Source organism: Arthrobacter sp. 10L430, from assembly GCF_056395245.1.
In genome coordinates this window covers 34104-60432 of record NZ_JBFTJD010000031.1, presented here as the reverse complement: position 1 = coordinate 60432, position 26329 = coordinate 34104, and the positions used below count along the sequence as shown (strand labels likewise).

At 67.2% G+C, this 26329-nt stretch carries 21 protein-coding genes and 1 tRNA gene; 11 read left to right on the top strand and 11 right to left on the bottom strand.

The genetic code is table 11. The features are described from left to right. Nucleotides 1–68: 68 nt before the first annotated feature. Nucleotides 69–3605 (top strand): bifunctional proline dehydrogenase/L-glutamate gamma-semialdehyde dehydrogenase, encoded by a 3537-nt coding sequence (locus tag AC1DDG_RS19705; RefSeq protein WP_476877390.1) that lies wholly within the window; start codon nucleotides 69–71, stop codon nucleotides 3603–3605. 626 nt (nucleotides 3606–4231) lie between these two features. Here the strand turns inward: AC1DDG_RS19705 and AC1DDG_RS19700 are convergent. Next, on the bottom strand, nucleotides 4232–5086 hold the full coding sequence (locus AC1DDG_RS19700) for a LysR family transcriptional regulator (RefSeq protein WP_476877389.1): 855 nt from the start codon (nucleotides 5084–5086) through the stop codon (nucleotides 4232–4234). A 173-nt stretch (nucleotides 5087–5259) separates the two neighbouring features. Here AC1DDG_RS19700 and AC1DDG_RS19695 point away from each other — a divergent pair, with 173 nt between their 5' ends. Further along, entirely contained in the window at nucleotides 5260–6591 is a 1332-nt protein-coding gene (locus AC1DDG_RS19695) for an MFS transporter (protein WP_476877388.1), read from the top strand. Nucleotides 6592–6662: 71 nt separating this feature from the next. Here the strand turns inward: AC1DDG_RS19695 and AC1DDG_RS19690 are convergent, their stop codons facing one another. The 3 genes from AC1DDG_RS19690 to AC1DDG_RS19680 form a co-directional block, all read right to left on the bottom strand. Beyond that, the gene (locus AC1DDG_RS19690) at nucleotides 6663–7826 is read right to left on the bottom strand and encodes a N(5)-(carboxyethyl)ornithine synthase (protein ID WP_476877387.1); all 1164 of its coding nucleotides are present in this window, start codon (nucleotides 7824–7826) and stop codon (nucleotides 6663–6665) included. Further along, the gene (locus tag AC1DDG_RS19685; RefSeq protein WP_230121423.1) at nucleotides 7823–7969 is read right to left on the bottom strand and encodes a hypothetical protein; all 147 of its coding nucleotides are present in this window, start codon (nucleotides 7967–7969) and stop codon (nucleotides 7823–7825) included. The genes AC1DDG_RS19690 and AC1DDG_RS19685 overlap by 4 nt, the downstream gene beginning before the upstream one ends. A gap of 125 nt (nucleotides 7970–8094) precedes the next feature. Then, nucleotides 8095–8168: transfer RNA gene (locus AC1DDG_RS19680), tRNA-Gly, on the bottom strand. A 244-nt stretch (nucleotides 8169–8412) separates the two neighbouring features. On the opposite strand from AC1DDG_RS19680, the gene AC1DDG_RS19675 reads away from it, so the two are divergent. Continuing rightward, nucleotides 8413–8859, top strand: coding sequence for an SRPBCC family protein (locus AC1DDG_RS19675; RefSeq protein WP_476877386.1), 447 nt, complete (start codon nucleotides 8413–8415; stop codon nucleotides 8857–8859). A gap of 47 nt (nucleotides 8860–8906) precedes the next feature. Here AC1DDG_RS19675 and AC1DDG_RS19670 read toward each other — a convergent pair whose 3' ends face one another. Then, nucleotides 8907–10169, bottom strand: coding sequence for a CAP domain-containing protein (locus AC1DDG_RS19670; protein ID WP_476877385.1), 1263 nt, complete (start codon nucleotides 10167–10169; stop codon nucleotides 8907–8909). Between the two features lie 13 nt (nucleotides 10170–10182). On the opposite strand from AC1DDG_RS19670, the gene AC1DDG_RS19665 reads away from it, so the two are divergent. From AC1DDG_RS19665 to AC1DDG_RS19655, 3 genes are all read left to right on the top strand, one after another. Then, complete coding sequence (locus AC1DDG_RS19665; RefSeq protein WP_476877384.1) at nucleotides 10183–10644, top strand: hypothetical protein; 462 nt, start codon at nucleotides 10183–10185, stop codon at nucleotides 10642–10644. Between the two features lie 203 nt (nucleotides 10645–10847). Continuing rightward, on the top strand, nucleotides 10848–11423 hold the full coding sequence (gene dcd, locus AC1DDG_RS19660; protein WP_230121426.1) for a dCTP deaminase: 576 nt from the start codon (nucleotides 10848–10850) through the stop codon (nucleotides 11421–11423). A gap of 438 nt (nucleotides 11424–11861) precedes the next feature. Further along, nucleotides 11862–12530, top strand: coding sequence for a hypothetical protein (locus AC1DDG_RS19655; RefSeq protein WP_476877383.1), 669 nt, complete (start codon nucleotides 11862–11864; stop codon nucleotides 12528–12530). Nucleotides 12531–12599: 69 nt separating this feature from the next. Here the strand turns inward: AC1DDG_RS19655 and AC1DDG_RS19650 are convergent, their stop codons facing one another. The 5 genes from AC1DDG_RS19650 to AC1DDG_RS19630 form a co-directional block, all read right to left on the bottom strand. Continuing rightward, nucleotides 12600–13784, bottom strand: a complete 1185-nt coding sequence (locus AC1DDG_RS19650; protein ID WP_476877382.1) for a cation:proton antiporter — start codon at nucleotides 13782–13784, stop codon at nucleotides 12600–12602. Between the two features lie 5 nt (nucleotides 13785–13789). Beyond that, nucleotides 13790–14221, bottom strand: coding sequence for a cation:proton antiporter regulatory subunit (locus tag AC1DDG_RS19645; RefSeq protein ID WP_476877381.1), 432 nt, complete (start codon nucleotides 14219–14221; stop codon nucleotides 13790–13792). Nucleotides 14222–14404: 183 nt separating this feature from the next. Further along, a complete protein-coding gene (locus AC1DDG_RS19640) occupies nucleotides 14405–15595 on the bottom strand; it encodes a transposase (protein WP_476877380.1) in 1191 nt (396 codons plus the stop codon). Nucleotides 15596–15817: 222 nt separating this feature from the next. Further along, nucleotides 15818–18118: a fibronectin type III domain-containing protein gene (locus AC1DDG_RS19635; RefSeq protein ID WP_476877379.1), complete on the bottom strand. Its 2301-nt coding sequence runs from the start codon at nucleotides 18116–18118 to the stop codon at nucleotides 15818–15820. Nucleotides 18119–18460: 342 nt separating this feature from the next. Beyond that, nucleotides 18461–18859 carry a DUF5997 family protein gene (locus AC1DDG_RS19630; protein ID WP_476877378.1) on the bottom strand — a complete coding sequence of 133 codons (399 nt, stop codon included), beginning with the start codon at nucleotides 18857–18859 and terminating at the stop codon, nucleotides 18461–18463. 122 nt (nucleotides 18860–18981) lie between these two features. On the opposite strand from AC1DDG_RS19630, the gene AC1DDG_RS19625 reads away from it, so the two are divergent. Then, on the top strand, nucleotides 18982–19719 hold the full coding sequence (locus tag AC1DDG_RS19625) for a LysR family substrate-binding domain-containing protein (protein WP_476877377.1): 738 nt from the start codon (nucleotides 18982–18984) through the stop codon (nucleotides 19717–19719). 16 nt (nucleotides 19720–19735) lie between these two features. Here the strand turns inward: AC1DDG_RS19625 and AC1DDG_RS19620 are convergent, their stop codons facing one another. Beyond that, nucleotides 19736–20464, bottom strand: coding sequence for a GntR family transcriptional regulator (locus AC1DDG_RS19620; RefSeq protein ID WP_476877376.1), 729 nt, complete (start codon nucleotides 20462–20464; stop codon nucleotides 19736–19738). 105 nt (nucleotides 20465–20569) lie between these two features. On the opposite strand from AC1DDG_RS19620, the gene AC1DDG_RS19615 reads away from it, so the two are divergent. The 4 genes from AC1DDG_RS19615 (at nucleotide 20570) to AC1DDG_RS19600 (ending at nucleotide 26322) form a co-directional block, all read left to right on the top strand. Then, on the top strand, nucleotides 20570–21328 hold the full coding sequence (locus tag AC1DDG_RS19615; protein WP_476877375.1) for a LamB/YcsF family protein: 759 nt from the start codon (nucleotides 20570–20572) through the stop codon (nucleotides 21326–21328). A gap of 153 nt (nucleotides 21329–21481) precedes the next feature. After that, nucleotides 21482–22774 (top strand): MFS transporter, encoded by a 1293-nt coding sequence (locus tag AC1DDG_RS19610; RefSeq protein ID WP_476877402.1) that lies wholly within the window; start codon nucleotides 21482–21484, stop codon nucleotides 22772–22774. Between the two features lie 45 nt (nucleotides 22775–22819). Further along, the gene (locus AC1DDG_RS19605) at nucleotides 22820–24523 is read left to right on the top strand and encodes a 5-oxoprolinase subunit B/C family protein (RefSeq protein WP_476877374.1); all 1704 of its coding nucleotides are present in this window, start codon (nucleotides 22820–22822) and stop codon (nucleotides 24521–24523) included. Next, nucleotides 24523–26322: an acetyl/propionyl/methylcrotonyl-CoA carboxylase subunit alpha gene (locus tag AC1DDG_RS19600; protein ID WP_476877373.1), complete on the top strand. Its 1800-nt coding sequence runs from the start codon at nucleotides 24523–24525 to the stop codon at nucleotides 26320–26322. The genes AC1DDG_RS19605 and AC1DDG_RS19600 overlap by 1 nt, the downstream gene beginning before the upstream one ends. Nucleotides 26323–26329 lie beyond the last annotated feature (7 nt).

Below are 26329 nucleotides of genomic sequence, written 5' to 3'. Positions count from 1 at the left end.
TCTTATGTGAATGCAGGCTCATACTGATGAGTGAGACGGTCCCCACCCACTGAAAGAGCGAGACAGCCATGACCAACACCGCAACGGATCACCGAGTGAATGCAGGCAAGGACGCCGCTGAAACCGGCGCCGTCGCCACCGCCCCGTCCGGCTCCGGCGTCGCCGAGGCCGCAGCCCTGGCCGAGGAAACCATTGTCCTGGTCCGCCACTGGCTGACCGAAGCCGCCAAGGTACCCGTGGACGCTTCCGCGGAACAGCTCGCCGGCGTCCTGAAGGACCCGAACGGCCTTGACTTCACCGTCGGTTTCGTGGACGGCGTGGTCCGTCCCGAAGACCTGCACGTCGCCGCCCGGAACCTGGCCGCTCTGGCGCCAAAGGTTCCCGCCTTCCTGCCCTGGCACATGCGCAGCGCTGTCCGCCTCGGCGGCACCATGGCCCCCGTCCTGCCTCAGGTGGTCATTCCCATTGCCCGCCGCGTGCTGCGTGAAATGGTAGGCCACCTCATCGTCGACGCCACCGATGCAAAGCTCGGCCCGGCCATCGCCAAGATCCGCAAGGACGGCATCAAACTCAACGTGAACCTGCTCGGCGAGGCCGTCCTGGGCGAGCACGAAGCCGCCCGCCGGCTTGAGGGCACCCACACGCTGTTGGCCCGGCCTGACGTGGACTACGTCTCCATCAAGGTGTCCTCCACCGTGGCCCCGCACTCCGCCTGGGCCTTCGACGAAGCCGTGGAACACGTCGTCGAAAAGCTAACCCCGCTGTTCGCCAAAGCCGCGTCCTTCGCCAGCGGCGGACAGAAGGCCAAGTTCATCAACCTGGACATGGAGGAGTATAAGGACCTGGACATGACCATCGCGGTCTTCACCCGGATCCTGGACAAGCCCGAATTCAAGAACCTCGAAGCCGGCATCGTGCTTCAGGCCTACCTCCCGGACGCGCTCGCCGCCATGATCCGATTGCAGGACTGGGCCGCCGCACGCCGCGCCGACGGCGGTGCAGGCATCAAGGTCCGCGTCGTCAAGGGCGCCAACCTGCCCATGGAACAGGTGGAGTCCTCCCTCCACGACTGGCCGCTGGCAACCTGGGGCACCAAGCAGGACTCCGACACCAACTACAAGCGCGTCATCAACTACGCCCTGCACCCGGACCGCATCAGCAACATCCGGATCGGCGTGGCCGGCCATAACCTCTTTGACATCGCCTTCGCGTGGCTGCTGGCGAAGAAGCGCGGCGTGGAATCCGGCATCGAGTTCGAGATGCTCCTGGGCATGGCCCAGGGCCAGGCCGAGGCCGTGAAGAAGGACGTCGGCTCGCTGCTGCTCTACACCCCGGTGGTGCACCCTGCCGAGTTCGACGTCGCGATCGCCTACCTGATCCGCCGCCTCGAAGAGGGTGCCAGTCAGGACAACTTCATGTCCGCCGTCTTCGAACTCAGCGACAACGAATCCCTTTTCGAGCGCGAGAAGCAGCGCTTCATGCGGTCCCTGGAAAGTCTCGACGGCGAAGTGCCGCCGCCGAACCGCGTGCAGAACCGCAGCCTTCCCGCCGAAGCCAGGGCGCACGACCACTTCGAGAACACCCCGGACACCGACCCGTCCCTGCCAGCCAACCGCGACTGGGGCCGCGCCATCCTGGGCCGTGTTCCGTCCTCGACCCTCGGCAACGCTTCCGTGGAGGCCGCGACCATCACGGACGCGGGCACCCTCAACAGGGTGATCGAAACCGCGGTCGAAAAGGGCAACGCCTGGGGAGCGCTGTCCGGCAACGAACGCGCCGAGATCCTGCACCGCGCCGGCGAAACCCTTGAGGCCCGCCGCGCGGACCTGCTCGAGGTCATGGCAAGCGAGACCGGAAAGACCATCGACCAGGGCGACCCCGAGGTCAGCGAGGCCGTCGACTTCGCCCACTACTACGCCGAGTCGGCACGCAAGCTTGACGACGTCGACGGCGCCACGTTCGTTCCGGCGAAACTCACCGTAGTGACACCGCCGTGGAACTTCCCGGTGGCCATCCCCGCCGGTTCCACCCTCGCGGCACTCGCCGCCGGCTCCGCCGTCGTCATCAAGCCCGCCAAGCAGGCGCGCCGCAGCGGCGCCGTGATGATCGAGGCCCTCTGGGAAGCCGGCGTTCCCCGCGACGTGCTGACCATGGTGCAGCTCGGCGAGCGTGAGCTCGGCCAGCAGCTGATTTCGCACCCCGCGGTTGACCGCGTGATCCTCACCGGCGGCTACGAGACGGCCGAGCTGTTCCGGTCCTTCCGGACGGACCTGCCGCTGCTTGCCGAGACCAGCGGCAAGAACGCCATCATCGTGACCCCCAGCGCCGACCTGGACCTTGCCGCCAAGGACGTGGCGTACTCCGCGTTCGGGCACGCCGGGCAGAAGTGCTCGGCTGCGTCCCTGGTGATCCTCGTGGGCTCCGTGGCCAAGTCCAAGCGCTTCCACAACCAGCTGATCGATGCCGTGACCTCCCTCAAGGTGGGCTACCCGGAGGACCCGACGAGCCAGATGGGTCCGATCATCGAGCCCGCCGGCGGCAAGCTGCTCAACGCCCTCACCACGCTGGGTGAAGACGAAAACTGGGCCGTTGAGCCGCGGAAGCTGGACGGCACGGGCCGGCTGTGGAGCCCCGGTGTCCGCTACGGCGTGCGGCGCGGATCCTACTTCCACCTGACCGAGTTCTTCGGCCCGGTCCTCGGCGTGATGACCGCGGAGACCCTGGAAGAGGCCATCGCCATCCAGAACCAGATCGAATACGGCCTCACGGCAGGCCTGCACTCCCTCAGCACGGACGAACTGGGCCTGTGGCTGGACACCATCCAGGCCGGCAACCTGTACGTCAACCGCGGCATCACCGGCGCGATCGTCCAGCGCCAGCCGTTCGGCGGCTGGAAGAAATCCGCCGTCGGGGCCGGCACCAAGGCCGGCGGACCCAACTACCTTGCAGGCCTGGGCGACTGGACCAGCAAGGAAAGCTCGCACGGTTCAGCCGCACGCATCACCCACCCGGGTGTGCGCCGGCTCGTCAACGCGTCCAAGGCCGAGCTCGACGCTGCAGAGCTGGAGTCGCTGCAGCGGGCACTGGGCTCCGACGCCTTGGCCTGGGCAGACGAATTCGGCACCGCCAAGGATGTCTCCGGACTGAGCGCCGAGCGCAACATCTTCCGGTACCGTGCGCTGCCGGTCAGCGTCCGCCTGTCCGACGGCGAAACCGTCCACGCGCTGCTCCGCACAGTAGCCGCCGGCGTGCTTGCCGGGTCGAAGCTGACGGTCTCTACCGGCGTCGAACTTCCGGCACAGGTGCGTTCCGTGCTGACCGGACTGGACATCCCCGTCACGGTGGAGGACGACGCCGCGTGGCTGGCCTCCGCGGGCCGGCTCGCTGGCGCCGGCAAACTGTCGGGCGCACGCATCCGCCTGATCGGCGGCTCGGCGGCCGCGCTGGCAGAGGCAACGGGTGGCCGACCGGACGTGGCAATCTACGCGCACGACGTGACCGAAGCGGGCCGCGTCGAAATGCTGCCGTTTCTGCATGAGCAGGCCGTCAGCATCACGGCACACCGGTTCGGGACGCCTAACCACCTGTCCGATGCGCTGATCTAACAAACCAGGTTGGCGCGCGCCGGTTCGGGAACGGGCCGGCACACGCACAGGCAGAACAAAAACGGGCGGGCACCATCAGGTGCCCGCCCGTTTCACATTCCAGGGTGTTTGCGGTGACGCTGAGCCTTGACCCCCAGCGCTTTGAAGGCCCGCGCGCGCCAGCCCAACGCGCCGAGTCCAGTGCGCGTCGGTCTAATGCGCCGAGTCCAGTGCGCTCAGCCCAGATACCAGCCGGGCGGCGCCCAGGACGATGGAACACTGTGGGCGGAAAATTCTTCGCATCGTGTGCAGGTGTAGGCGACTTCGCCCAGCGTCCTGACGGTACCGTCTTGGCGGTACGTTGGCGGAACGAAAGATTCAAGGTAGATGAACTCGTCTGTTCCGCATTTGTCGCAGTTGGGCTTGCCAACGTATTCGGTGTCTACTGTCGTAGAGTGGCGGGGGAAGTGGCGGTTAGCGGTTGTGGTCACGGCGTGCCTATCCCGAACAATGCCTGCCTCGTTGCAGGATTAGTTCGTCATCGAATCGGTGTCGTCGGCCGCTGCATGACCGGCAACAGTCACAGCATAAGCCCGCAGTATAACGATTATCAATCGTTTTGCTTCCGTATCCAGGGCGCCCCGGGCTCAAACCTGCTTCTTCAGAGTCCGTCCCATGATTGCCTGGGTCAGCGCGTCAATGACTTCGGCGTTGGCCAGCGGGTTGCGGATCAGGGTGAAATCGACGTCGCCCACCGGCGGCAGCTCGAAGCGGCGCGTGATGATTTTCAGGTCCTCCGGCACCAGCGAGGAGGGCATGACCGCCACGCCGATTCCCGCGCGCACGGCCGCCAGCACGCCGCTGATCTGCCTGGTGGTGCAGGTGATGCGCCAGGTCCGGCCCGCGGACTCAAGGGCGTCGATGGCGAGTTTGCGGCTCAGGCTCGGCGACGGATAGGCGATCAGCGGCACCGTGTCTCCTGGCTCCAGCGTGGTCTGTTCCAGGCCCACCCAGGAAAAGGAGTCGTGCTGGACCACGGTGCCGTCCTTCGCGCCCGCCACCCACTTCACGAAAACAAGGTCCAGCTGCCCCGAGTTGAGCCGCTTATAGAGTTGGTCGCTCTGGCCGACGGTCAGCTCAAGGTTGATCTGTGGATAGATTTGCCGGAACTCCCTGAGGATGCGCGGCAGTCCGGTGATGGCGAGGTCGTCGGCGGTGCCGAACCGGAGCCGCCCCCGCATCGCTGAGCCGGAGAAGTAGCGGGCGGCGGCATCATGGGCCGCGAGGATGCTGCGGGCGAACCCGGCCATGGCATCACCGTTGTCCGTCAGCCGAACGTCGCGGGTGTCCCGGGTGATCAGCACCCGCTTCGCGGCCGTCTCGAGCTTGCGCACGTGTTGGCTGACGGTCGGCTGGGCCAACCCCAACCTGTCGGCGGCCTTGGTGAAACTCAGCGTTTCGGCAACGGCGAGGAAGGATCGCAGCTGGGCCGGTTCGAACATGCGGACTCCTGGTGGCTGGCGCGCACCGCCGGCGGGCGGGCTGGGTGGCGGTCTGTCGGGGCATGCATTGCGTTCCGCAATGCTAGTTATAAGCCCAATAGACTTCCATAATCATCAGCTCCAACCCTAGCGTTAGAGGAGCCCCCGTCAGCCCGCTCTCCTGAGGACTTCCTGTGACACCCCCACCGCCGTCAACGGCCACCGTCACCCAACCCGTCGCCGTCGTCAGTGAGCGCCTCCCCTGGCGTCACACGTTCATCTCCCTCCGCGTTCCCAACTTCCGGATCTTCGCGATCGGACACTTCGTGGCAGTCATTGCCCTGTGGATGCAGCGGATCGCCCAAGACTGGCTGGTGCTTCAGCTCTCCGGTTCCGTCACCGCCGTCGGCTTCACCGTGGCGCTGCAGTTCACGCCGTCCCTGGTGCTGGGACCCTGGGGCGGCATGATTGCGGACCGGTTCGCCAAACGCAGGATCCTGATCAGCTGCCAGTCAATGGCGGCGGTCTTGGCGGCCGCTCTCGCCGGGCTGGCTCTCAGCGGAGCCATCGAGGTGTGGCATGTGTATGTCATAGCGTTCGTGCTGGGCCTGGTCACAGTGCTGGACCAGCCGGCCCGGCAGGTGTTCGTCCATGAACTCGTGGGCCCCCGGTACCTGCGGAATGCCATCAGCGTGAACTCCACAACGTTCCAGCTGGGTGGACTGATAGGGCCCGCAGTCGCGGGCGTGCTCCTCACCGCGGTCGGCGCCGGGTGGGCCTTCGCCGCCAACGCCGTTGCGTGCTGTTCCACGGTGGCCATGCTGCTGCTCCTGCGCAAGGACGAGCTGTTCATCAGCGCCCCCGCGCCGAAGCGCAAGGGCATGCTCCGCGAAGGGCTGCGGTATGCGCTCAGCAAACCCACCATCTACTGGCCGTGGCTGATGGCAGGATTCATTGCCGTGTTCGCCATGAGCCTGCCCGTGCTGCTGGCCGCGTTCGCGGACCATGTCTATGGCATCGGTGCCGGCGGCTACGGCATGCTCAACGCCCTGGTCGCTTTGGGTGCGCTGGCAGGGGCAATCGCCTCCACCAGACGGCGCCAGCTCCGGCTGCGGTCAGTGGTCCTGGGCGCCGGAATGTACGGCCTCATGCTGTGCCTGTCAGCCTTCACGCCGTCGCTGGCATGGTTCGGCGCGGCCATGGTGCTGTCCGGCTTCTGGTGTCTGATGTTCCTCACGGCGTCCAACCAGCTGGTCCAGACCAGCTCCAACATGGCGATCCGTGGCAGGGTAATGAGCCTGTACATCATGGTTCTGATCGGCGGACAGGCCATCGGTGGACCCATGATCGGAAGCATCGCCGAACACTTTGGTCCGCACGCCGCCCTGCTGGTGGCAGGAGGGGTGCCGGTGCTCGCAGCGGCGACGGTCGCCGTCGTGCTTGCCCGCCGTGGCGAGCTGAAGCTCAAGGTCGACTTCCGGGACCGGCGGCGCCTGCTGCGGGTGGTGCAGCGGGCCGCCGCCTAGCGGCCGGCCTTCCGGCAGCCCCAATTGGCCGGCAGTGCCGGCCTTCCAGCAGCCCCGGTTGACCGGCAGCGCTAGCTTTCCGGAATCGGCGCGTGCGGGTAGTCCGCCGCGCGCCGCTGGAACTCCAGCACGTCCTTGTTGATGACCTCGCCGTCGCGGATTTCGATGGCGCGGCTTATGGTTTCGTTCTCCTGCCAGGCAGCCGGCCCGGACATCACGGTTTCCAGGAACGGCAGGAGTGCCTCGCTGATTTCCCAGCTTGAGGAGTTCCACAGGTAGGACGGGCTGTGGTCCACCGCGTAGTAATCGATGTGGTCGCCCACGGTGAACATCGGTTCGGCAAAGCTGGTGGTCTTGGCCCAGCTGAAACCCATGCCCTCGTCGCAGGAAACATCCACGATCAGGCTGCCGGGACGGAACGCCCCGAGGTCGTCCGCTTGCAGATAGGTGAGCGGATTGTTCGGGTCCTGCAGCGTGCAGTTGACCACGATGTCGCTCTCGGCCAGGAACGGCGCCAGGGGGACGCGGCCACGCTCGGTGATGACCTGGCTGAGGAACGGTGCCTTGTCGTCGTGGTCGAACTGCGTGATCCGCACCGAATGGATGGGGGAGCCCACAGCAGCGACGCCGCGGTTGGTGAGCACCTGGACGTGGTGGATGCCATGCGCGTTCAGGGCAGTTACCGCCCCGCGCGCGGTGGCGCCGAAACCGATGACGACGGCGCTGAGCCGCCGTCCATAGTCTCCCGTCGACCCGGTAAGCGCCAGGGCGTGGATCACCGAGCAGTAGCCGGCCAGCTCGTTGTTCTTGTGGAAAACGTGGAGGCCGAAGCCGCCGTCGCTGGCCCAGTGGTTCATGGCCTCGAAGGCGATGAGGGTGAGCTTCTTGTCGATGGCCAGCTGTGTGATGGCCCGGTCCTGGACGCAGTGCGGCCAGCCCCAGAGGGTTTGGCCGTCGCGGAGTTCGGCGAGGTCCTGGGGCTGCGGTTTTGGCAGCAGCACGACGTCGGCTTTCGCCACAAGCTCTTCCCGGCTGGCCAGGCGCCCCACCAGCGGGCCGAGCTGGGCATCGGACAAGCCAAAGCGTTCCCCGTAGCCACGCTCCAGGATCAACCGCTGGCGCAGCTCCGGCGCAATCCGCTCGAGGTGGAGCGGGTGCAGGGGCAGGCGGCGCTCGTCGGGTTTGCGCGACGAGGCAACCACGCCCAGGGTGAGATGGTTCGGCGAACCCGTCACTTCTTCTTTGCCGGCATCGGTTTGGCTGAAGTCTTGTCCAGCGAGCTGGCCGGCGCTGAGGTGGCTCTCTTGTCGGCGCGCTTTTCCTTGATGGATTTGCCGGATTTTTTGGATGCTGCTTGACGGGGGGATTTGTCAGCCATGATTGCTCCTGTAGCGGAACCGAAGAAGTTCCTGACTTCTGACCATACAGGTAACTGCCAAACGCGCCCTTGGAAGGGAACGGCCCGGGCGGCCGTGAAACGTGCCGGCGGGGACTGGGGAAAAATGGAGCGGCTGACGGGAATCGAACCCGCGTATCGAGCTTGGGAAGCTAGCGCTCTACCATTGAGCTACAGCCGCAGCGCACCGGATTCCGCCGGCGCAGAACCTAGCTTAGCGCAGTTGCGGTGCCGCTCTGCTCACAGGCTCTCCGTGTCCTCGCCGGTGCGCCGCCGACGCAGTTCCGTCCCGTCTCCCCGTAACTCTTCGGTAAAGGCCCGGTCCTCTGTCGCTGGGCCCCGGGCGCCGGTGGCTATCCTGATGTCCGTTAGCTGCAGAACGGGGGAACGGGCTACACGGACAGGCCCGACGTCGAAAGGATCCCATGGCATTTGCGGAACACGAGGTTTTCGTTCAGCGCGATGCCATGACCGTCTACTCCTTTCTCCTGAACGGACTCAACCTTCCCCGCTGGCAGCCGACTATTCGCAGCATCAGCCTGAGCTCCGGTCCTGCCGGGGCGCCGGGGGCCAGATATCAGGTGACGCTGATGGGCCTGCGCGGGCACCCGGTTGCAGGGGATTTCGAAATCACGCAGGCCCGGCCGGGTGCTGAAATCCAGTTCCAGGTGGTGGCCGGCCCGTCCCTGTCGCGCGGCGGCTTCTACCTCAGCACCGAGGGCAGCGGAACACGGGTGCGCTTTGCCCTCGAAGCCCCGCTCAAGGGACTCCGGACCTTCACCCGCACCGCGGTCCAACGGAGACTGCAGGAAGATGTCGCGCAGATTGGACGGCTCCCGGCAGTACTGGAAGAGCGTCCGACGGCGGTGTGAGACCCCGCTGCCGGCGCTCCGGTTCCGCTGGGGTACTGCGCAGCGGGCTACTGCGCCAGCCGGTGGCCTGCCCAGTTTCCGGGAACAGCGGAGGGCGTCGCAAGCGCCCCGCCGCTGAGATCCCAGTACTGTACGGCGTCGCCGGCCCGCTGGATGGCCAGGCCGGTTGAATAGGGGCCGGTGACGCCACGCAGCGCACGGATGGCCAACACGTCACCCCAGCCGCCCGCCACGACGCCCCGCGCCTCGGCCACCGGTGACGGGCGGCCGGAACCCCGGTAGAGGGATACGGTGCCATCACCTTGGCGGGCCAGCAGATCCTGGAACCCGTCGCCGTCGTAATCGGTCATGGCTAGCCGCGTCGCGGAGACGCCGGAGGCGATCAGGGTGCGCTGGACGAGGTCGCCGCTGCCCTGGTTGGGATACAGCCAGAGGTTGGCCGCGGCGTCGAGGGCCAGGAGCTGGGGCAGCCTGTTGGTTGAGCACCAGCCGCCGACCGCCAGCGTGAGGCCCGCCCAGCCGGACTGGCCCAGCGTCACGGGCGGCAGGAATCCGCCCGTGAGCACACCTGAGTGCAGCGTGAGCCGGCCGTCGTTCCACTGGCTCACCACGTCGAAAACGCCGTCGCGCTCCCAGTCCGTGACGAACACCGTCTTGGCCGCCGCGAAACCCGTGCCGATGGGTTCCGCCGGGCCAAACAGCCCCGACCCCAACGAGGGACGGTTGACGAGCTGGCCTGTCGCGTCCACTGAGACGAGGTCCCCAGCGCTGCGGATGGATGCCGTGGCCAGATCAAGGGTGGGCGGCATGTGTTTGACCAGGGGATCGCAGACGCTGGCGGGTTCAGCGGGAAGAGCGGTGGTGCCGCCAGGGCTCGCGGTGGTCCCGGCGGGGAGGGCTGAATAGCCGAAGAAGTTCACCACGCCCCACATGGTGTAGCGGTTCGGGGTGGTTTGCCAGTTTCCGTCGGTGAATGTGATGCCAATGCCCACCACGTTGAAACGCGGATCGATCAGGATGGCGTTGTGGGCCGGGGAGCCTTTCCACCACTCGACGAGCTGCGCGGCATCGCGGTCCCAGCGGACGGCAATGACCTCGCCCGCGCCGTTGTTCGGGCTGAGGGCCCGTGCGTCCGTCCAGAAGTTCGCCCGGTGCTCGATGACTTCGCGGGAGGCGATGCTGTCGGACCACTCCTGCGCCAAGCCTGCCACCGTCGCGTGGTACTTCACGGCAGCGAGCCCCAGGGATGCCCGGTAGGTGTTGATCGCGTTGAACACAGCGGCGACCTGGGCTGCGTTGCTGTCGGGCACCAGGGCCTCGGGGGTGAGGGTTCGCGGGGCAACGGACGCGGCCGACTTTGTCTGGGCCGATCCTCCCAGCGTCGGCGGCGGCGCGGACGTGAATGCACCGGCAGGGGCTGAGAGCGGCGGGATGGACGCCGGTTCAGGCGGACCGGCGGCGGTTGACCCTGAAGCCGCAGGGTCCGCGGGTCCGACGGCCGGCGGCGCGGTGGTCATTTGGTGGGTGGTCATCTGCTGTGTGGTCACCTGCGCCGTGGCCGTCGTTCGTTGCGAGGCCACGGCAGGTGATGACGCCGCCGGGACGGAGGCGGTCGATGAAGGCAGTGTGGAGGGGGCTGTCGGCGCTGGCGCCGCTTCCACGGCTGTGGCGGGCGGCTGCCCGGGTGAGCGGGCCGCGGAGGCCGGCCCGCCGTCGTCGGCCGAAGTGGCAGTGGTGCTGCCCGGGGTGGGTTGCGCCGTCACGACCTGGTGGGCAACAGCCTGACGGCCGGGCTCCGGCGCCGGAACGCCGCTCGCCGCCGGAGCCGACAGTGCGAGGGCGCACATGATCGCAACAACGGCCTGGGCCGCAATCTTCTTCAAAATATCCCCAGCTCTATTTTGGCCGTGTGACGTGAGACCGTCGGCCGGATTGTTCTCGCAACACTAATGGGAGGCGCGGGCGCCAGCAATGCTATTTTTGAAGGTGTGCTGATCTCTGACCGCGACATTCGTGCCGAAATTGATTCCGAACGGATCGTGCTGGACCCGTACGACTCCGGGATGGTGCAGCCGTCCTCCGTGGATGTCCGGATTGACCGCTTTTTCCGGCTGTTCGACAACCACAAGTACGCCCACATCGATCCCGCGGAAGAGCAGCCCGAGCTGACCCGCCTGGTGGAGGTGGAGGAGGGTGAGCCGTTCATCCTGCACCCCGGTGAGTTTGTGCTGGGCTCCACCTACGAAACCGTCACACTGCCGGATGACATCGCCGCGCGTCTCGAGGGCAAGTCGTCCCTTGGCCGGCTGGGCCTGCTGACGCACTCCACCGCCGGCTTTATCGATCCTGGATTCTCCGGCCACGTCACGCTGGAGCTGTCCAACATGGCCACGCTGCCCATCAAGCTCTGGCCGGGAATGAAGATCGGCCAGCTCTGCTTCTTCCGCCTGACCTCTGCTGCCGAGCACCCCTACGGCTCCGGCGAGTACGGCAACCGCTACCAGGGCCAGCGCGGACCCACCGCGAGCCGCAGCCACCTGAACTTCCACCGCACGGACATCTAGCGCTCTGGTTTGGCGCCCGGGCTCACGCCGACGCGTGAGATCTCGGCGCTTTGACTCCACGTAACCGCCGAGACCTCACGCATCGATGAGCGCTCCGCGGCGGCACTACCCCTCCCCACTGTGGATAACCCGAATCGGCCTGCCCGAATGTGCCCACAATGGCCCATGAGGAAGCCGCAACCGTTACCCAACGTTCTCGCGGGCAGGTCCTTCACCCTAGTCGAGCAGCTCGCCGAGGGGGTGCCACCACATCGCGCATGGCGCAGCGATCTCCGCGTGGCAAGCCGCGGGGTGCGGGTGCCGTGGGGCGCGGGACAGGACCTGGCGCATACCTGCCGGCTGCTTGCCGGAATGTGTCCTTCCACTGTGTGCTGCTTAGGAACAGCCGGTCTGCTCTGGCGATGCCCGCTGCCGTGGTTTGTCCAGAATCAGTTCCGGGTGCACCTGGCACGGGTGGACGGCGGGACGCGACCCGTCCGGAATGGGGTAGCCGGCCACCGCCTCGACCTGCGGGGCTCTGACCTGACCGTGCTCGACGGCGTTCCCCTCACCACTCCGGCCAGGACCTGGTTCGACCTGGCCTCGGTACTCGAGCCGGAAGATTTGGTGGTCGCCGCGGACTTCTTCATCTGCAGCCAGTCGCGGAGCTTCGGCCGCAACCGGCTGGCCCTGTGTTCCTTGGCCGATTTGCGGAACCAGGTGGAGACTAACAGAGGCGCCCGGGGTATCCGAAAGGCGAAGGCAGCGCTGGAGCTGGCACGGGTTGGCGCCGACTCTGCGCCCGAGACCAGGCTCCGGCTGGCCTTCGGCAGGCTCGGCCTCCCCGAACCCGTGCTGAGCTATGTGGTCATGGATGAGACGGGATGGGAACTGGCCTGGCCGGACATTGCCTTTCCCGGCTTCAAGGTGGCGGTGAACTACGACGGCCGGCACCACCTGGAGCTCCGCCAGCGTGAATCGGATATCCGGCGCGACGAGTCCATCGACGCGATCGGCTGGACCTCCGTCACGGTAACCGCGGGCCAGGTGAAGGCCCATGGCTACGACGGGTGTGCTCATCGCGTCCTGGACGCCCTTGTCAGGGCCGGCTGGCGGAACGAGACGTGAGATCTCTGCGCTTTGAATCCGGGTAAGTGCCGAGATCTCGCGCATCGATGACACGCCGGAGCGACGGTGTCAGGCGCGGACCGTCTCGGTCCTTGCAGGGCGGGAGAACTTCTTGACCAGCGGCTCGATGTAGCGTGCGGCCAAGGGGCCGAAGATCGCCATGAGCAGGACATAGGCCGTGGCGAGGGCGGCCAGCTCGGCCTGGACCACGCCTGACGTGACCGCGAGGCCTGCAATGACAATCGAGAACTCGCCGCGGGCAATCAGTGCGGCTCCCGCGCGGAACCGGCCCGGCCGTGCAATGCCTGCCCGCTTGGCGGCCCACACCCCGGTGAGCATCTTCGTCGCGGCGGTGACGACGGCGAGGACGAGCGCCCATCCGAGGACTGGCGGGATGGACATAGGATCCGTATTGAGCCCGAAGGCCACGAAGAAGATGGCGGCGAACAGGTCGCGAAGGGGCTCGAGGATCCTGGTGGCGCTGTGGGCCGTGGCGCCGGAGATGGCAATCCCGAGCATGAACGCGCCCACCGCGGCTGACACCTGCAGGGCCGCGGCCACGCCGGCCACCAGGAGCGCCGCGCCAAGCAGATTGAGCAGGAAGACCTCGGAGTTTTCGCTGTGCACGGCCTTGGAGACGTGATGACCATGCCGCAGCGCCACCACCAGCACCACGGTTACCACGGCCAGCGAAATGCCCACGGTCTGCAGGCCCCCCAGGAAGCTGACGCCGGCAAGGGTGGCAGTGAGGATCGGGAGGTACACGGCCATGGCCAGGTCTTCGAACACCAGGATCGAGAGCACCACGGGCGTTTCCCTGTTACCGATACGGCCAAGGTCCGTGATGACCTTGGCCGCTATGCCGGACGAGGAGATGTAAGTGACCCCGCCCATCACCATGGCACCGACCAAACCCCACCCGAGCATCGCGGCGAGGGCAGCCCCGGGGGCGAAATTAAGCACCAGGTCCAAGACGCCGCCCTGCCAGGATCTCCGCAGCCCGGTGACCAGTTCGGCGGCCGTATATTCCAGACCGAGCATAAGCAGCAGCAGGATGACGCCGATTTCACCGGAGAGGTGCGCGAACTCCTTCATCCCGCTCAGCTCCACGAGGCCGCCCGCGCCGAAGCACAGGCCACCCACCAGATAAAGCGGGATGGGAGACATGCCGATCCGGCCGGCCAGCCTCGCCAGCAGGCCGAGGGAGAACACGACCGCACCCAGTTCGATGAGAGTCAGGGCCAGGCGGTCCATGACGGTCAGCCGTTGCGGAGGATATCGGCCGCTGAATCAAGGCCTTCTTGCGTACCGACAGCGACCAGAAGATCGCCTGAGTGAAGGACGACGTCGGGCCCTGGTGAGGGAACCACCTCACCTTCACGCATGATCGCCACGATCGAAACACCGCACCGGGTGCGGATGCATGCCTTGCCCATGGGCTGGTTTTGAAACGGTGAGTCCGGGGCGATGGAGAACTGCCTCGTCACGATGCCAGGAACCTCGCGGTGAGCCTCCGTCAGCTTCATGGCCAGATGCTGGCCGCCCAGCAGGTTGCCGAGGGTGGCAGCTTCGTCGCCGGTCAGCGGAATGGAGGCCTGGCAAGTGTCGGGATCATCCCACGTGGAAACGAACAGTTCTGTCTGGCCCTCGCGCAGCTCCACTACGCCGATCCTCCGGCCGGAGGCTGTCATGCTAGGAGACTGCTGAACAACGTGGTTGTGGGGCGGGCGGAACGCCACCAATGGCCGTCAAGCGGCGTGTTCTGGTCAGCACCCTTGGGTGCGACAACGGGGTCGTTCCGCCCGCTTAGTTCATTGTGCCCCCGGATGTGGGGCGTCATCCAGTGGTGGGATTGGCCGGGTCCGAGCGGTGGTTCATCCCAGCGCCCATGACCCCTCGTTCACGGTCAGTCCCAGGTTGAGGAGCCTGCGCAGGTTTAGTCCCGCGATCCGCAGGCGCAGCCAGGCGTTGTTCCGTTTGATGCCGCGGTGGGGAACGCGGCGGTTGCCGCGGGTGAGCCAGGCGATGGACCGCTCGACCATGGGCCGGTGGGTGCGGTAGTCGTCCCGGAAGGCCGGGTCCGCGGCGCGTTGACGGTGTTCGCGCTGTAACGCGTCGTGTTCGTGGAGTTCGAGCTTGCGTCCACGCGGTGAGGCGGTGCAACGGTCCCGGAGGGGGCAGCCGGTGCAGGCGGCGCCGAACGTGACACTGCGTTTAGGGGTGATGGTCTTAGTAATGCCGTGCGGGCAGGTCGCGGTGCCGGCTGCTTCATCGACGGTGAAGTCATCGAGGGTGAACCCGCCTTCGACGGCTGGGCGCAGGGGCCATGGTTTGATCACTGGGGTGTGAGCGGTGCGGGCGAGGGCGGCGAGCATTTCACCTGTGCCGTAGGCCGAATCTGCCAGGACCTGGACACTTGTGCCGGCGATCGTGGGATCCATGCCGATCAGCCGGGCACCGACGGCTCCGTCGCTGTTCTCCGGTCCGGAGGCCTTGGTCAGCTCCGCGGCGGTGATCAGCCCAGTGTCGGGCTCGATGACAAGATGGGCCTTGAATCCGTCCTGCTGGCGGGACTGGGTCTTATGCGCGTGCCGGGTGTCCGGGTCCACGGTGGAAATCATCCGGTCCGGGGCGACCTTCCGGGCGATCCGCCACCGCCCGTCGGTCCCGTCAGAATCCTCGGCCGGTTCCACGTCCTGCCCGGCGACGAGTGCGAGCAGCGCGTACGCATCGGCCGCCTTGCCGTCCAAGGTCTCGGGATCCACCGCGGCCAGCAGCGCCAGCGCGTCGGTGACCAACGCCGAAACCAGCCCATCCCTGGCGGCCTGGTCGTCCCACTCGATGTCCGGTTTGCCGGTGCGCGTGTAGTCATACACCGTAGCGTGGGTGCCCAGCAGTTCCTGCCCGTCAGGGACATCACGGCCGAAGCGGCGGATCCCGGCGATCAGCTGCGTGATGGTGTCCTGTCTCGCGACCGCGTCGTCCAGGACTGTTGAATCCACAGCCCTGCGGCGCTTGCCCTTCAGGATTCCGGTCTCCGCGACGACCTCGCTGATGGCCTCCATGATCCGGTGCGGGTTTCCCGATCCGGCCAGACGCCTCCGCCAGTACGTCAGCGTGCTCGGGTGGAACGCGGTATCGGCCCGGGGCCAACAACTCCCCGGCCAGCGCCTCCACATCCAAATACCCGCGTTGCGCATCCTCGCGTCCCTGCATAAGACCAGTCTTAACCACCACGCTCACGAGTCCAGCCGACGCGCCCGCCTCGCGGATAATTCAGCAGTCTCCTAGCGGTTCACGACGGTGGCGGGCCCGGCCGTTCCACCTACGGTGGACTCAATCCAGACTTTGCCGGGGTTGCTGGCTCCGGCTGCGGCGTTGCGCAGGCGGAGGTTGTAGTCTCCACCGGTCGCGGGGGCCGCGGCGGCCGTAACGGCTACCTGGCCCAGCACGGGGCCGGTGGCGCTTCCGGAGTGAACGGTGATGACGCCGCCGACCACGCTGCTGGTGCCGCTGATCCTGAGATCGCCGGCCCTCCACTGTGCGATACCAATCGTGACCCTGTCCGCTACCGGCGTCACCGTGACCTCGTCTGTCCGGACCGTGGTGCCAACGGTGACCGTCAGCCGGAAAGTGAGCGGACTGTTCGTCATCGGTGATTTGAAGACCGGAAGGCTGAACGTCGGCTTCAGCGTGGTGCCGCCGGCAATCGTCACCTTGTTCGGATCAGTTGCCCCGGAAAGTACCTGTTCCCACTTGTACTTGGCGCCCGTTGTGGTGGATCCGGTGCCGTCCAGTGCCACAGTGGTGGCTGTGGTGCGGCGGGTGACGGTCTGGTCCGGGCCGGCGATTGCCACCACGGCGCCCTGGGCGGTCGTGGACGCGGTCTTGGCCGATTCGGGACTGGTGCCGTTGATGTTGCTGGCCCTGATGGTGAACTGGTAGGCGGTGTCGCCGGCGAGTCCGTCGTAGACAAGGGACGTGGCCGTGCCGGGCGCCGTCTTGGGTGCGCCGAACGCGGTGCCGTCAGCTGTGTACGCCTGGATCGTGTAGCCGGTGATGGTCAGGCCGGCCGCGCCCGGGTCAGGTGCGGTCCAGGTCAGGCTTGCCGTGCCCTGGCCCACAACGGGTGTCCCGGAAAAGGCCGGAGCTGCCGGAACGGGGTCGTTGGTGACCTTGAAGACGGCTTCGCTGATGGTGGAGACGTTGCCGGAGGGATCGAAGGCGGCGAACTTCAGCGTGGTGCTGGCTGAGATGTCCATCGGGCCGGTGTAGTGGACGGCGGTGGCTCCAAGGACACCGCCCGAGAGAACGGGATCAGATCCGTCGATGGTGTAATAAATGTCGCTGCCGGTCTCGTTGGCGGCCAGCGCTACCCGCTGCGCGACGGGGGACGTGCCGCCGTTGGGCGTTGCACTCACCGTTGGTGCCGTGGTGTCCGTTTGCGGGATTGCGTGGATGGCCGGGTAGGTTTCCCCGGTGCTGCTGACCGCAACCATGTAGACGTCATAGTTTTCTCCGGTCGCGAGGCCCGTAATCGTGGTGCTAAAGGCGGCCTGGCCGGAGATACGCTTGCCGATTTCGATCTGCTCGCTGCTGGTGACGGTCTGGCCGACGGCCACGGCGCGGTAGCCGGTGATGGCCGGTGTGCCGGGTATGGCTTCGGCGGGCTTCCAGGTCAGCTTGAGACCTCCGGACACCTTGGCGGCTGCGACATTGGTGGGTCCCGCGGGGCCGGACTGCAGGGGACCGTTGGGGCAGCCTCCCATGCCGGGGCCGCCCGGCTCGCCGTACTCGGCAATGGTCAGGCCCTGGCGGTTGGCGTCGGCATCCTCGAACTCCCAGGACATGGCGCGCTCGCCGAGCCCGGCGTTAGCGGCCATTTGCGCTGTTGCCGCGTCGTCGAAAACGTACGTTGCGGTGAAGGTGTTGGGCCCGTCGACATCGAATTCAAGGCTCGACGAGTAGCCGCCCTTGGGGGCAGCGGTGAGGGGGCCAGAGACGGCCCGGATGTCGCGGCGGGCGACGGTGGTGTCCCTGAGTGCCGGCTCAATGATGCGCTGTTCCATCTGTGCCCGCGTGACTCCCGTTCCGACGTGCCCCTTGACCGTGACGGTGCTGCCGCTGACGCTGGAGTCGCCCGTGACGTACGCGTCCTGAACCCGGGTGTCTCCGGCAGCCGCGGCGCCGAACTTCAGGGAAACGGTGTCGCCGGGACGGATGTCGGGAGTGATGTTCAGGCCGGTTCCTGCTCCCCAGCAATAGCCGCCGGGGTGGTTGACTTCGAAGGCGACGTCCCCGGCCGCGACTATGCCCTTGGCGGAGCCGATGACGCCGGCACCGGCGCGGCTGACCTCCACTGTGGCGGTCTCGCCGATGTGGTCCTGGTACCCCTCGATGGTGACGAAGTCACGGTCCGGGAAAACGACGATGTTGTCCGGGAACGTGGGGACGGCGGCGCTGGCAGCTGGAATGGCAAAGACGGATGTTGCGCAGACCACGGCCGAAACGGTTGCAATGATTCCGGCCCTGCGGGTACCGGGAAGGCGTGAAGTGTGCGCTTCCGGCTCGGGTTGTGCTGATTTCATGATGACCTCATCGATCCGAGGTGCGCGATACCTTCACGCACAATCACAGAATCAATAGCCCGCCTTGGGGAAACGCTGTTCCTCGCGGGCCTTTGGAGCGTCTCCCGCCGTCATTTCTGCGGCCCCCTTGGGCCCCCAGATGGTGGGGGAGCGGACCGGATGAGCAGGTCCGTTCGTCGTGGCGGCAGCTGGTATGGCCGCGCCCCGTCTGGCTTCTGCGGGCGGCAGGCCGGCTCGGGGGCCCGGGCCCCCCAGCCGCGCTGGCATCCCCTCGGGATGGGGGATCAGGAGTCCGGGTTATCGCAAGGGTTGCGGCAGCTTTTGTGCTGCCGGAAGCTCCAGCTAGGCCTGGCGCGCCTTCTTGGCGTCTTTCTTGGCAGCCTCGTCTTTGACGCGCTGAGCCTCGGCGCGCACCGCGGCGTGGGTGGAGCGCTCGGCGACCAGCCACGCGGGGGGAGCCTGCAGCAGCGCGGTGATTTCCGCCGTCGTCAGGGCCTCTTCGACGCCGCCGCGGGCCAGTCCGCTGATCGAGACATTCAGCTTCTGCGCCACCACAGGGCGGGGGTGCGGGCCGTTGCGGCGCAGCTCGGCCAGCCACTCCGGCGGGTTCGCCTGGAGTTCGGCGAAATCGGCGCGCGTGATGGTTGAATCCTGGAACTCCTGGGGTGTTGCGGGCAGGTAGATGCCAAGCTTCTTGGCAACGGTGGCCGGCTTCATGGACTGGGAGTTAGCAGAGGTCATGCTTCAAGGGTATCTGGCTGCGTACCGGAAGGGGACCAACGGTGAACCAAGAGCGGGCACCGCGCGGGGCACCGGCGGCATAGGGCTCTGGCGGTACTGAGCTCGGGCGGTACTGTGAACGTGTGCCCGCTGAAGATGAATCCACATTAGCCCCCGCCCCGCCAGAACCCGGCCGGCGGGAGCTTCGCTTCGCGTACGTCGCCGGCGTCACGCCGGGAAAGTGGATCCGCCGCTGGGAAGAGCGGATGCCGCATGTTCCGTTGCGCGGGTTCATGTCCGACGGCGGCACGCAGCTTTCCGTGCTGCGCGACGGTTCCGCCGACCTCAGTTTTGTGCGGCTGCCCGTGGACCGCGAGGGCCTGAATGTCATTCCGCTGTATGAAGAACAGCCGGTGGTGGTGGCACCCAAGGGCCATGAGATCTCGGTGTTCGAGGAAGTGGCACTGGAGGACCTCGCGGAGGAGACCTTCCTCGACGCCGACGGGCTCGGCGGGCCGGAAACTGCCCTGCAGGTGGTGGCGTCGGGGGCGGGCCTGCTCATCCTGCCCATGTCCGTGGCCAGGCACTTCAACGTCAAGGACACCGTGGCCCGCCGGCTCACAGGGGCGCCCGGCACCGAAATTGCCTTGGCGTGGCCCAGCGATGCCACGGACGAGGTGATAGAGGAGTTCATCGGCATTGTCCGCGGGCGCACCGCCCAGAGCTCCCGGCAGCCGTCCGCCCAGCAGGAGAAGCCGAAGAAGGAACCCAAGCCGGACCGCCGCGGCACCGGTGCCAAGAAGCCCAAGGTGGCCCAGCGTTACGCCCCCAACCCGGACAAGGGCCGCGGCCGCGGCTCGCGGAAAAAGGGCAAGCGCTAGCCAGGCACCTGCGCTCTCAGGCGCCGTGAATGGCGACCTGCTGGGCCTCGGACCGGTCAAGGTACGCCAGCATCAGCTCTGACGCGCGCTCACCGTCCCCGGCTTCCAACGCGGCGCAGATCTGCTCGTTGTCCTCCAGGTATCCGCTGTAGAACTCGGCGTCCACCGTGGCCTTGTGGAAGAACAGTCGCATCTCGGCGAGGACCTGGGACATGATTGTGTCCAGGCGCCGGCTTCCGGCCATGGCCACAATGGCGCGGTGGAAATGCTGGTTGGCGCTGCCGAGCCCCTCATTGTCATTCGCGGCCGCGGCTTTCTTGCCCTCTTCCACAGCGGCGCGCACGGCCGCAATCTGCTCCGTGGTGCCCCCGTTCCGGATGGTGCTTACCTCGATGGCGCGGCGGACGGTGTAGACGTCGTGGATGTCACCGGCGCCAAGACTCGCCACGAACACACCACGGTTGGGATGCCGGACCAGGAGCCGCTCGCTGGCCAGCTCGGCGAAGGCCTCGCGGACAGTGTTGCGTGAAACGCCTAGATCCTCGGCCAGCGCGGCTTCCGTGAGCCTGGCGCCAGGCAGCAGCAGCCCTTCGGCAAGTTGGTGCCGCAGCTCCTGGGCAACCCGCTCCGCCACCGAGGGCACGGCTACCCGAAGGCGTGCCCCGGGAACCGATGCGCCGTTGGCTGCAGCGGCTACAGCGGCTGGGGCGGCGGCACTCCGGGCGTTGCGATCTGGGCTCGTCATGCCTCGAATTTACACGATTGCCACATCGTTTAATCGTTGGATTGTTGAACAATTCTCAAAAGTGGTGCATCCTAGAACTCAGGCTTCTATGAGACGAGGATCACAATGACGAAGATCGACCTGAACAGCGACGTCGGAGAATCATTCGGGCGGTGGACGCTGGGCGATGACCAGGCGATGTTCCGCTCCGTCACGAGCGCCAACGTGGCCTGCGGCTTCCACGCCGGTGATCCCAGCGTTATTCGGAAGACCTGCCGGCAGGCGGCCGCCGCCGGCGTCGTCATCGGCGCACATGTGGGCTACCGCGATCTTGCCGGTTTTGGCCGCCGCTTTCTGGACATAGCGCCCAACGAGCTCGCGGACGACGTCGTCTACCAGATCGGCGCGCTGCAGGCGCTGACCGCGGCGGAGGGCACGCGCGTCCAGTACGTTAAACCGCACGGCGGGCTCTACAACGCGATCGTCCACCACACGGCGCAGGCACAGGCCGTGGTTGACGCTGTGAAATCGCTGGACGCCCAGCTGCCCATTCTGGGGCTTCCCGGCTCGGAGGTGCTCCGCCTGGCGGAAGCCGCCGGCCTGCGTGCCGTCCCGGAAGCCTTCGCCGACCGGGCATACAACCCGGACGGCACGCTCGTGTCCCGCTCCCTGCCAGGATCTGTCCTTGATGATCCCGCAGAAGTGGCGGAACATGTCCTACAGATGGCCACTGATTCCGCCGTCCGCACCGTGGACGGTTCCGTCCTGAAAATCCGCGCAGAAAGCATCTGTGTGCACGGCGATTCCCCCGGAGCCGTTGCCATGGCCACAGCCGTGAAGTCAGCCCTGACCGCAGCAGGCGTCACCGTCGCCGCCTTTGCCTGACCGCCCGGCCTGCCTGCCGCAGCATGGCCGGATAACCCTTCCAAGCACTCCAACACCCCAACCCCGGAGTATCTAATGACCGCCTCAAACCCATCACCGGCCGGGTCCACACCCGGAACGCCGTCCCCGGCAAAGAAGCCGCAAACCAAGAGGATGCCGCCCGGGGCACTCAAGGCCTACGTCGCCAGCCTCACCGGCACGTCCCTTGAGTACTACGACTTCGCCATCTATTCGGTGGCTTCCGCCCTCGTCTTCCCCAAGATCTTCTTCCCCGGCAATGACGAGTTCGTCGGGCTGCTCCTTTCCTTCTCGGCGTTCGCCGTCGGCTACCTCGCCCGCCCCATCGGCGGTGTGATCTTCGGCCGGCTCGGCGACAAGATCGGCCGCAAGCAAGTCCTGGTAGTTACCCTCATGCTGATCGGCGCAGCCACGGTGCTGATCGGTGCGCTGCCTGACTACTCGGTCATCGGCGTCGCCGCCCCGGTCATCCTGGTGCTGCTGCGACTGGCCCAGGGCATCGGCGTCGGCGGCGAATGGGGCGGAGCCGTCCTGCTCTCCAGCGAATTCGGCGATGCCCACAAGCGCGGCTTCTGGTCTTCGGCCGCGCAGATCGGCCCGCCGGCCGGCAACCTGATGGCCAACGGCGTCCTGGCCGTGCTGGCAGCGACCCTTAGCAACGAGGCCTTCCTTTCCTGGGGCTGGCGCGTCGCCTTCCTGGCCTCCGCACTCCTCGTGGTCTTCGGCCTGCTCATCAGGCTCAAGCTCGAGGAAACCCCGGTCTTCAAGGCCATCCTTGCCCACGGTGAACAGCCCAAGGCCCCCATCAAGGAGGTCTTCACCAAGGAACCGCGTGCCCTGGTCGCGGCAGCCCTGTCCCGGGTCTGCCCCGATGTTCTCTACGCCCTCTTCACCGTCTTCGTGGCGGTCTACGCCACCAAGGAACTGGGCATGACCACCGGCAATGTCCTCGGCGCCATCCTGATCGGTTCCGCCTTCCAGCTGGTACTTATTCCCGCAGCCGGGGCCCTCACGGACCGCTTCAACCGCCGCCTCGTCTACGGAATTGCCGCAGTCGGAACCGCTGCGTACACCCCGCTGTTCTTCCTGATGATCCAGGGCAAATCCGTCCTGATGCTCACCGTCGGCGTCGTGATCGGCCTGGCCTTCCACGCGTTCATGTACGGCCCGCAGGCGGCGTACATCACCGAGCAGTTCCCGGCCCGGCTGCGCTACGCCGGCAGCTCGCTGGCCTACACGCTGGCCGGAGTGATCGGCGGCGCCGTGGCACCGTTGATCTTCACCGCCCTCTACGCAGCGTCCGGCGACTGGCTACTGATCGCGGTGTACCTGCTGGTGGCGTCCGTGGTCACCGTCATCGGCCTGGCGCTCGGCCGGAACCCGCAGACGGCCGAGGAAGAACGGCTGCTGCAGGAATCGCGCGCCTAAGTGGCTCAGATCCCGTTCACGGCACCGGCAACGATGGAAGCGGCTATGGAAACAGTGGCAGCACAAAAGGCGGCCGTTCAGAAGGTCAGGTCCGTGCGTGCGGTGGGGACCCGGGCGGTGCTCGCCGAACTCTCCGGCACCCGGGACGTTCTCGCCCTGCAGGCGCTGCTGCTGGAGAACCCGCTGCCGGGCCAGCAGGACGTTCTGGCCGCGGCCGAGACGGTCCTGCTGACGGCGGATTCGCCGGCAGCTGCACGACGCATCGCCGCGCTGCTGCTGCAACTCGACCTCACCGCGCCGCCCCAGCGGGACGGCGACCTGGTGGTCATTGACACTGTGTACGACGGCGAAGACCTCACCGAAGTGGGGGAGCTGACCGGCCTCGGAGCGGACGGCGTGATAGCCGCTCACACCGGGCAGATCTGGACTGTGGCCTTCGCCGGCTTCGCCCCTGGCTTCGGCTACATGGTGGGGGAGAACCAGGTCCTCGAAGTGCCCCGCCGCAGCTCACCGCGCACCGCCGTTCCCGCCGGCTCGGTGGCCCTGGCCGGCAACTACTCTGCCGTGTACCCGCGCCGGTCCCCGGGCGGCTGGCAGCTCATCGGCCGCACCGGCGCGAAAATGTGGGACCTGGACCGTGAACAGCCCGCGCTGGCGAGCCCCGGCCACCGGGTGCAGTTCCGTGCCGTCCGGGACGCAGTAACACTGGCTGATGAAGCCGTTGCCGCGGCGGAGCCGCAGGACGTTCCTTCCGGCCTGCAGATCGTTTCTCCGGGACTTTACAGCCTGATCCAGGATCTCGGCCGCTACGGCCACTCCGCACTGGGGGTTTCCGCCGCCGGAGCGCTGGACCGGGCCTCGCTGCGGCGGGCCAACCGCCTCGTGGGAAACCCGCCGTCGGCCGCCGCCGTAGAGACTGTCGCCGGCGGACTCACGGTGACGGCCGTCGGGGACCAGGTCCTCGCCGTCGCCGGCGCGCCGTCGGAACTGACCGTTGACTCTGCTTCAGACGACTCTGCTTCAGACGAGGATTCCGGGACCGTGCGGCGCTCGGTTCCGGTAGCCACCCCCTTCGCCTTGCTCGACGGCGAGACTCTGACCATCGGCGCGCCGGAGAGTGGTTTCCGCAGCTACCTCGCCGTACGCGGAGGAGTGGACGTAGCGCCCGTGCTCGGCAGCCGTTCCACCGACACCATGTCCGGCATCGGCCCGGCGCCGCTTGCCGCCGGCCAGGTCCTTGCCGCCGGTGGCGAGACCGAATCCGGCGTCGTCGGGACCCCCGAGCTGCAGCCGGAGTTCCCGGGCACCGGGGTGACCGTGCTCGACGTCGTCCCCGGCCCGCGCGCCGACTGGTTCGATCAGGAGGCGCTGGCGTCTTTTGCCGGCCAGGAGTGGGAGGTGAAGCCGCAGTCCAACCGGGTGGGCATGCGCCTGAACGGCACGCCGCTGCAGCGCAGCCGCGCAGGCGAACTCCCCAGTGAGGGCACGGTTGCCGGAGCCCTTCAGGTCCCGCCGGAGGGCCTGCCCGTACTCTTCCTCGCCGACCATCCGATCACCGGCGGCTACCCGGTCATCGCCGTCGTGGTGGACCACCAGCTCGACATCGCAGCCCAGATCCCGATTGGCGGCAAGATCCGCTTCCGCTGGGCCCCTGCTGAAAAAATTCCAGCCCCCGTTTCCCCTTCCGCCGAGATCCCAGCCGCCGCAGCGGCCCCCGAAACCACTTCCGAACGAAAAGCGAGTAACTGATGCGCAAGGTCCTGATCGCCAACCGCGGAGAAATCGCCGTCCGGATTGCCCGGGCCTGCGACGACGCCCAGCTGGGCTCCGTCGCCGTCTACGCGGACGTCGACGCTGACGCAGTGCACGTCTCCGCCGCGGACGAGGCGTACGCCTTGGGCGGGAACTCTCCCGCGGACACTTACCTGAACATCCCCAAGCTGCTCGCCGCGGCCGCCCAGTCCGGCGCGGACGCCATCCATCCCGGCTACGGCTTCCTCTCTGAGAACGCCGACTTCGCCCAGGCAGTCCTGGACGCCGGACTGACGTGGATCGGCCCGACGCCGGAGGCCATCTTGCTGCTTGGCAACAAGATCACCGCCCGGGAGACGGCCGTCCGCGCCGGTGCGCCGCTCGTGGCCGGCAGCGACGGTCCGGTGAACTCGGCCGCGGAAGCGCGCGCCTTCGCCGAAGAACACGGCCTGCCGATCGCCATCAAGGCAGCCTTCGGCGGCGGAGGGCGCGGCATGAAGGTGGTCCGTGCCCTGGACGAAGTGGAGGAAGCCTTCGACTCCGCGGTCCGGGAAGCCGTCGCCGCGTTCGGCCGGGGTGAATGCTTCGTGGAGCGCTACCTGGACCGTCCCCGCCACGTCGAGGCGCAGGTCCTGGCGGATACCCACGGCAACGTGGTCGTCGTAGGAACCCGCGACTGTTCCCTCCAGCGGCGGCACCAGAAGCTGGTAGAGGAGGCCCCTGCGCCGTTCCTCAGCGATGACCAGCGGAAGCAGATTTACGACGCCGCCAAGGCAGTCTGCCGGGAAGCCGGCTATTCCGGCGCCGGGACAGTGGAATTCCTCGTGGCCACGGACGGCACCGTGGCGTTCCTCGAAGTCAACACCCGCCTGCAGGTGGAGCATCCGATCACCGAGGAAACTACCGGGATCGACCTGGTCCAGGAGCAGTTCCGGATCGCGGCGGGAGAACGCCTGCGTTACTCCGAGGACCCGGCACCGCGCGGCCACTCCTTTGAGTTCCGGCTCAACGCCGAGGACGTGGGCCGCGGCTTCCTGCCGTCACCCGGAACCATTGCCGAGTTCTCCGGTCCCACCGGTCCGGGCATCCGCCTGGACACCGGCGTCCGCTCCGGCTCGTTCGTCGCGCCGCAGTTCGACTCCCTGCTGGCCAAGCTGATCGTCACGGGCGCGGACCGCCAGCAGGCGCTGCGCCGGGCCCGCCGCGCCCTCGCGGAAATCCGCATCACCGGCGTTTCCACCGTGCTGCCGTTCCACCGGGCGGTCCTCGAGTCCCCGGACTTCACCTCCGAAACCGGCCTGGGCATTCATACCCGCTGGATAGAGACCGACTTCGCGGACCGGATCCCGGCCGATCCGGGCTACAGCACCACAGCGCCCGACGGCGAACGCCGCACCATCACCGTGGAGGTGGACGGCCGCCGCATGGCGGTGGGCCTGCCGGCGGATTTGTTGGACGGCTGGGCACTTTCTGCCCGGACACTGTCCGGTGGGGCCCTGTCCGGTGGGGCGCTTCCGGCCGGGGTTTCGATTGGTTCGGGGTCCGGCGGCGGGGCTGCCGGTTCGGGCACGGATGCCGCCGACCCTGGGGAGCTGCGCGCAGACATGGCCGGGACCGTGGTGAAGTGGCTCGTAGAGCCGGGCGACGAAGTGTCGGCGGGGGACGCCGTCGTCGTTCTTGAAGCGATGAAGATGGAAACCCGGATCGCGGCGCACCGCGACGGAACGGTGACCGGCATCCGTGCCGAAGCGGGCGGAGTGGTCACCGCGGGAGCGGTGCTGGCACTGATCGGGTAGCCGCACG

Bases quoted from the DNA above. Each gene is read 5' to 3' on its own strand.
- AC1DDG_RS19705 (WP_476877390.1), top strand. From the start codon at position 69: ATGACCAACACCGCAACGGATCACCGAGTGAATGCAGGCAAGGACGCC.
- AC1DDG_RS19610 (WP_476877402.1), top strand. From the start codon at position 21,482: ATGCCGCCCGGGGCACTCAAGGCCTACGTCGCCAGCCTCACCGGCACG.
- AC1DDG_RS19620 (WP_476877376.1), bottom strand. From the start codon at position 20,464: ATGACGAGCCCAGATCGCAACGCCCGGAGTGCCGCCGCCCCAGCCGCT.
- AC1DDG_RS19685 (WP_230121423.1), bottom strand. From the start codon at position 7,969: ATGGCTGACAAATCCCCCCGTCAAGCAGCATCCAAAAAATCCGGCAAA.
- AC1DDG_RS19605 (WP_476877374.1), top strand. From the start codon at position 22,820: ATGGAAACAGTGGCAGCACAAAAGGCGGCCGTTCAGAAGGTCAGGTCC.
- AC1DDG_RS19645 (WP_476877381.1), bottom strand. From the start codon at position 14,221: ATGACAGCCTCCGGCCGGAGGATCGGCGTAGTGGAGCTGCGCGAGGGC.
- AC1DDG_RS19650 (WP_476877382.1), bottom strand. From the start codon at position 13,784: ATGGACCGCCTGGCCCTGACTCTCATCGAACTGGGTGCGGTCGTGTTC.
- AC1DDG_RS19635 (WP_476877379.1), bottom strand. From the start codon at position 18,118: ATGAAATCAGCACAACCCGAGCCGGAAGCGCACACTTCACGCCTTCCC.
- AC1DDG_RS19700 (WP_476877389.1), bottom strand. From the start codon at position 5,086: ATGTTCGAACCGGCCCAGCTGCGATCCTTCCTCGCCGTTGCCGAAACG.
- AC1DDG_RS19615 (WP_476877375.1), top strand. From the start codon at position 20,570: ATGACGAAGATCGACCTGAACAGCGACGTCGGAGAATCATTCGGGCGG.
- AC1DDG_RS19640 (WP_476877380.1), bottom strand. From the start codon at position 15,595: ATGGAGGCCATCAGCGAGGTCGTCGCGGAGACCGGAATCCTGAAGGGC.
- AC1DDG_RS19600 (WP_476877373.1), top strand. From the start codon at position 24,523: ATGCGCAAGGTCCTGATCGCCAACCGCGGAGAAATCGCCGTCCGGATT.
- AC1DDG_RS19675 (WP_476877386.1), top strand. From the start codon at position 8,413: ATGGCATTTGCGGAACACGAGGTTTTCGTTCAGCGCGATGCCATGACC.
- AC1DDG_RS19630 (WP_476877378.1), bottom strand. From the start codon at position 18,859: ATGACCTCTGCTAACTCCCAGTCCATGAAGCCGGCCACCGTTGCCAAG.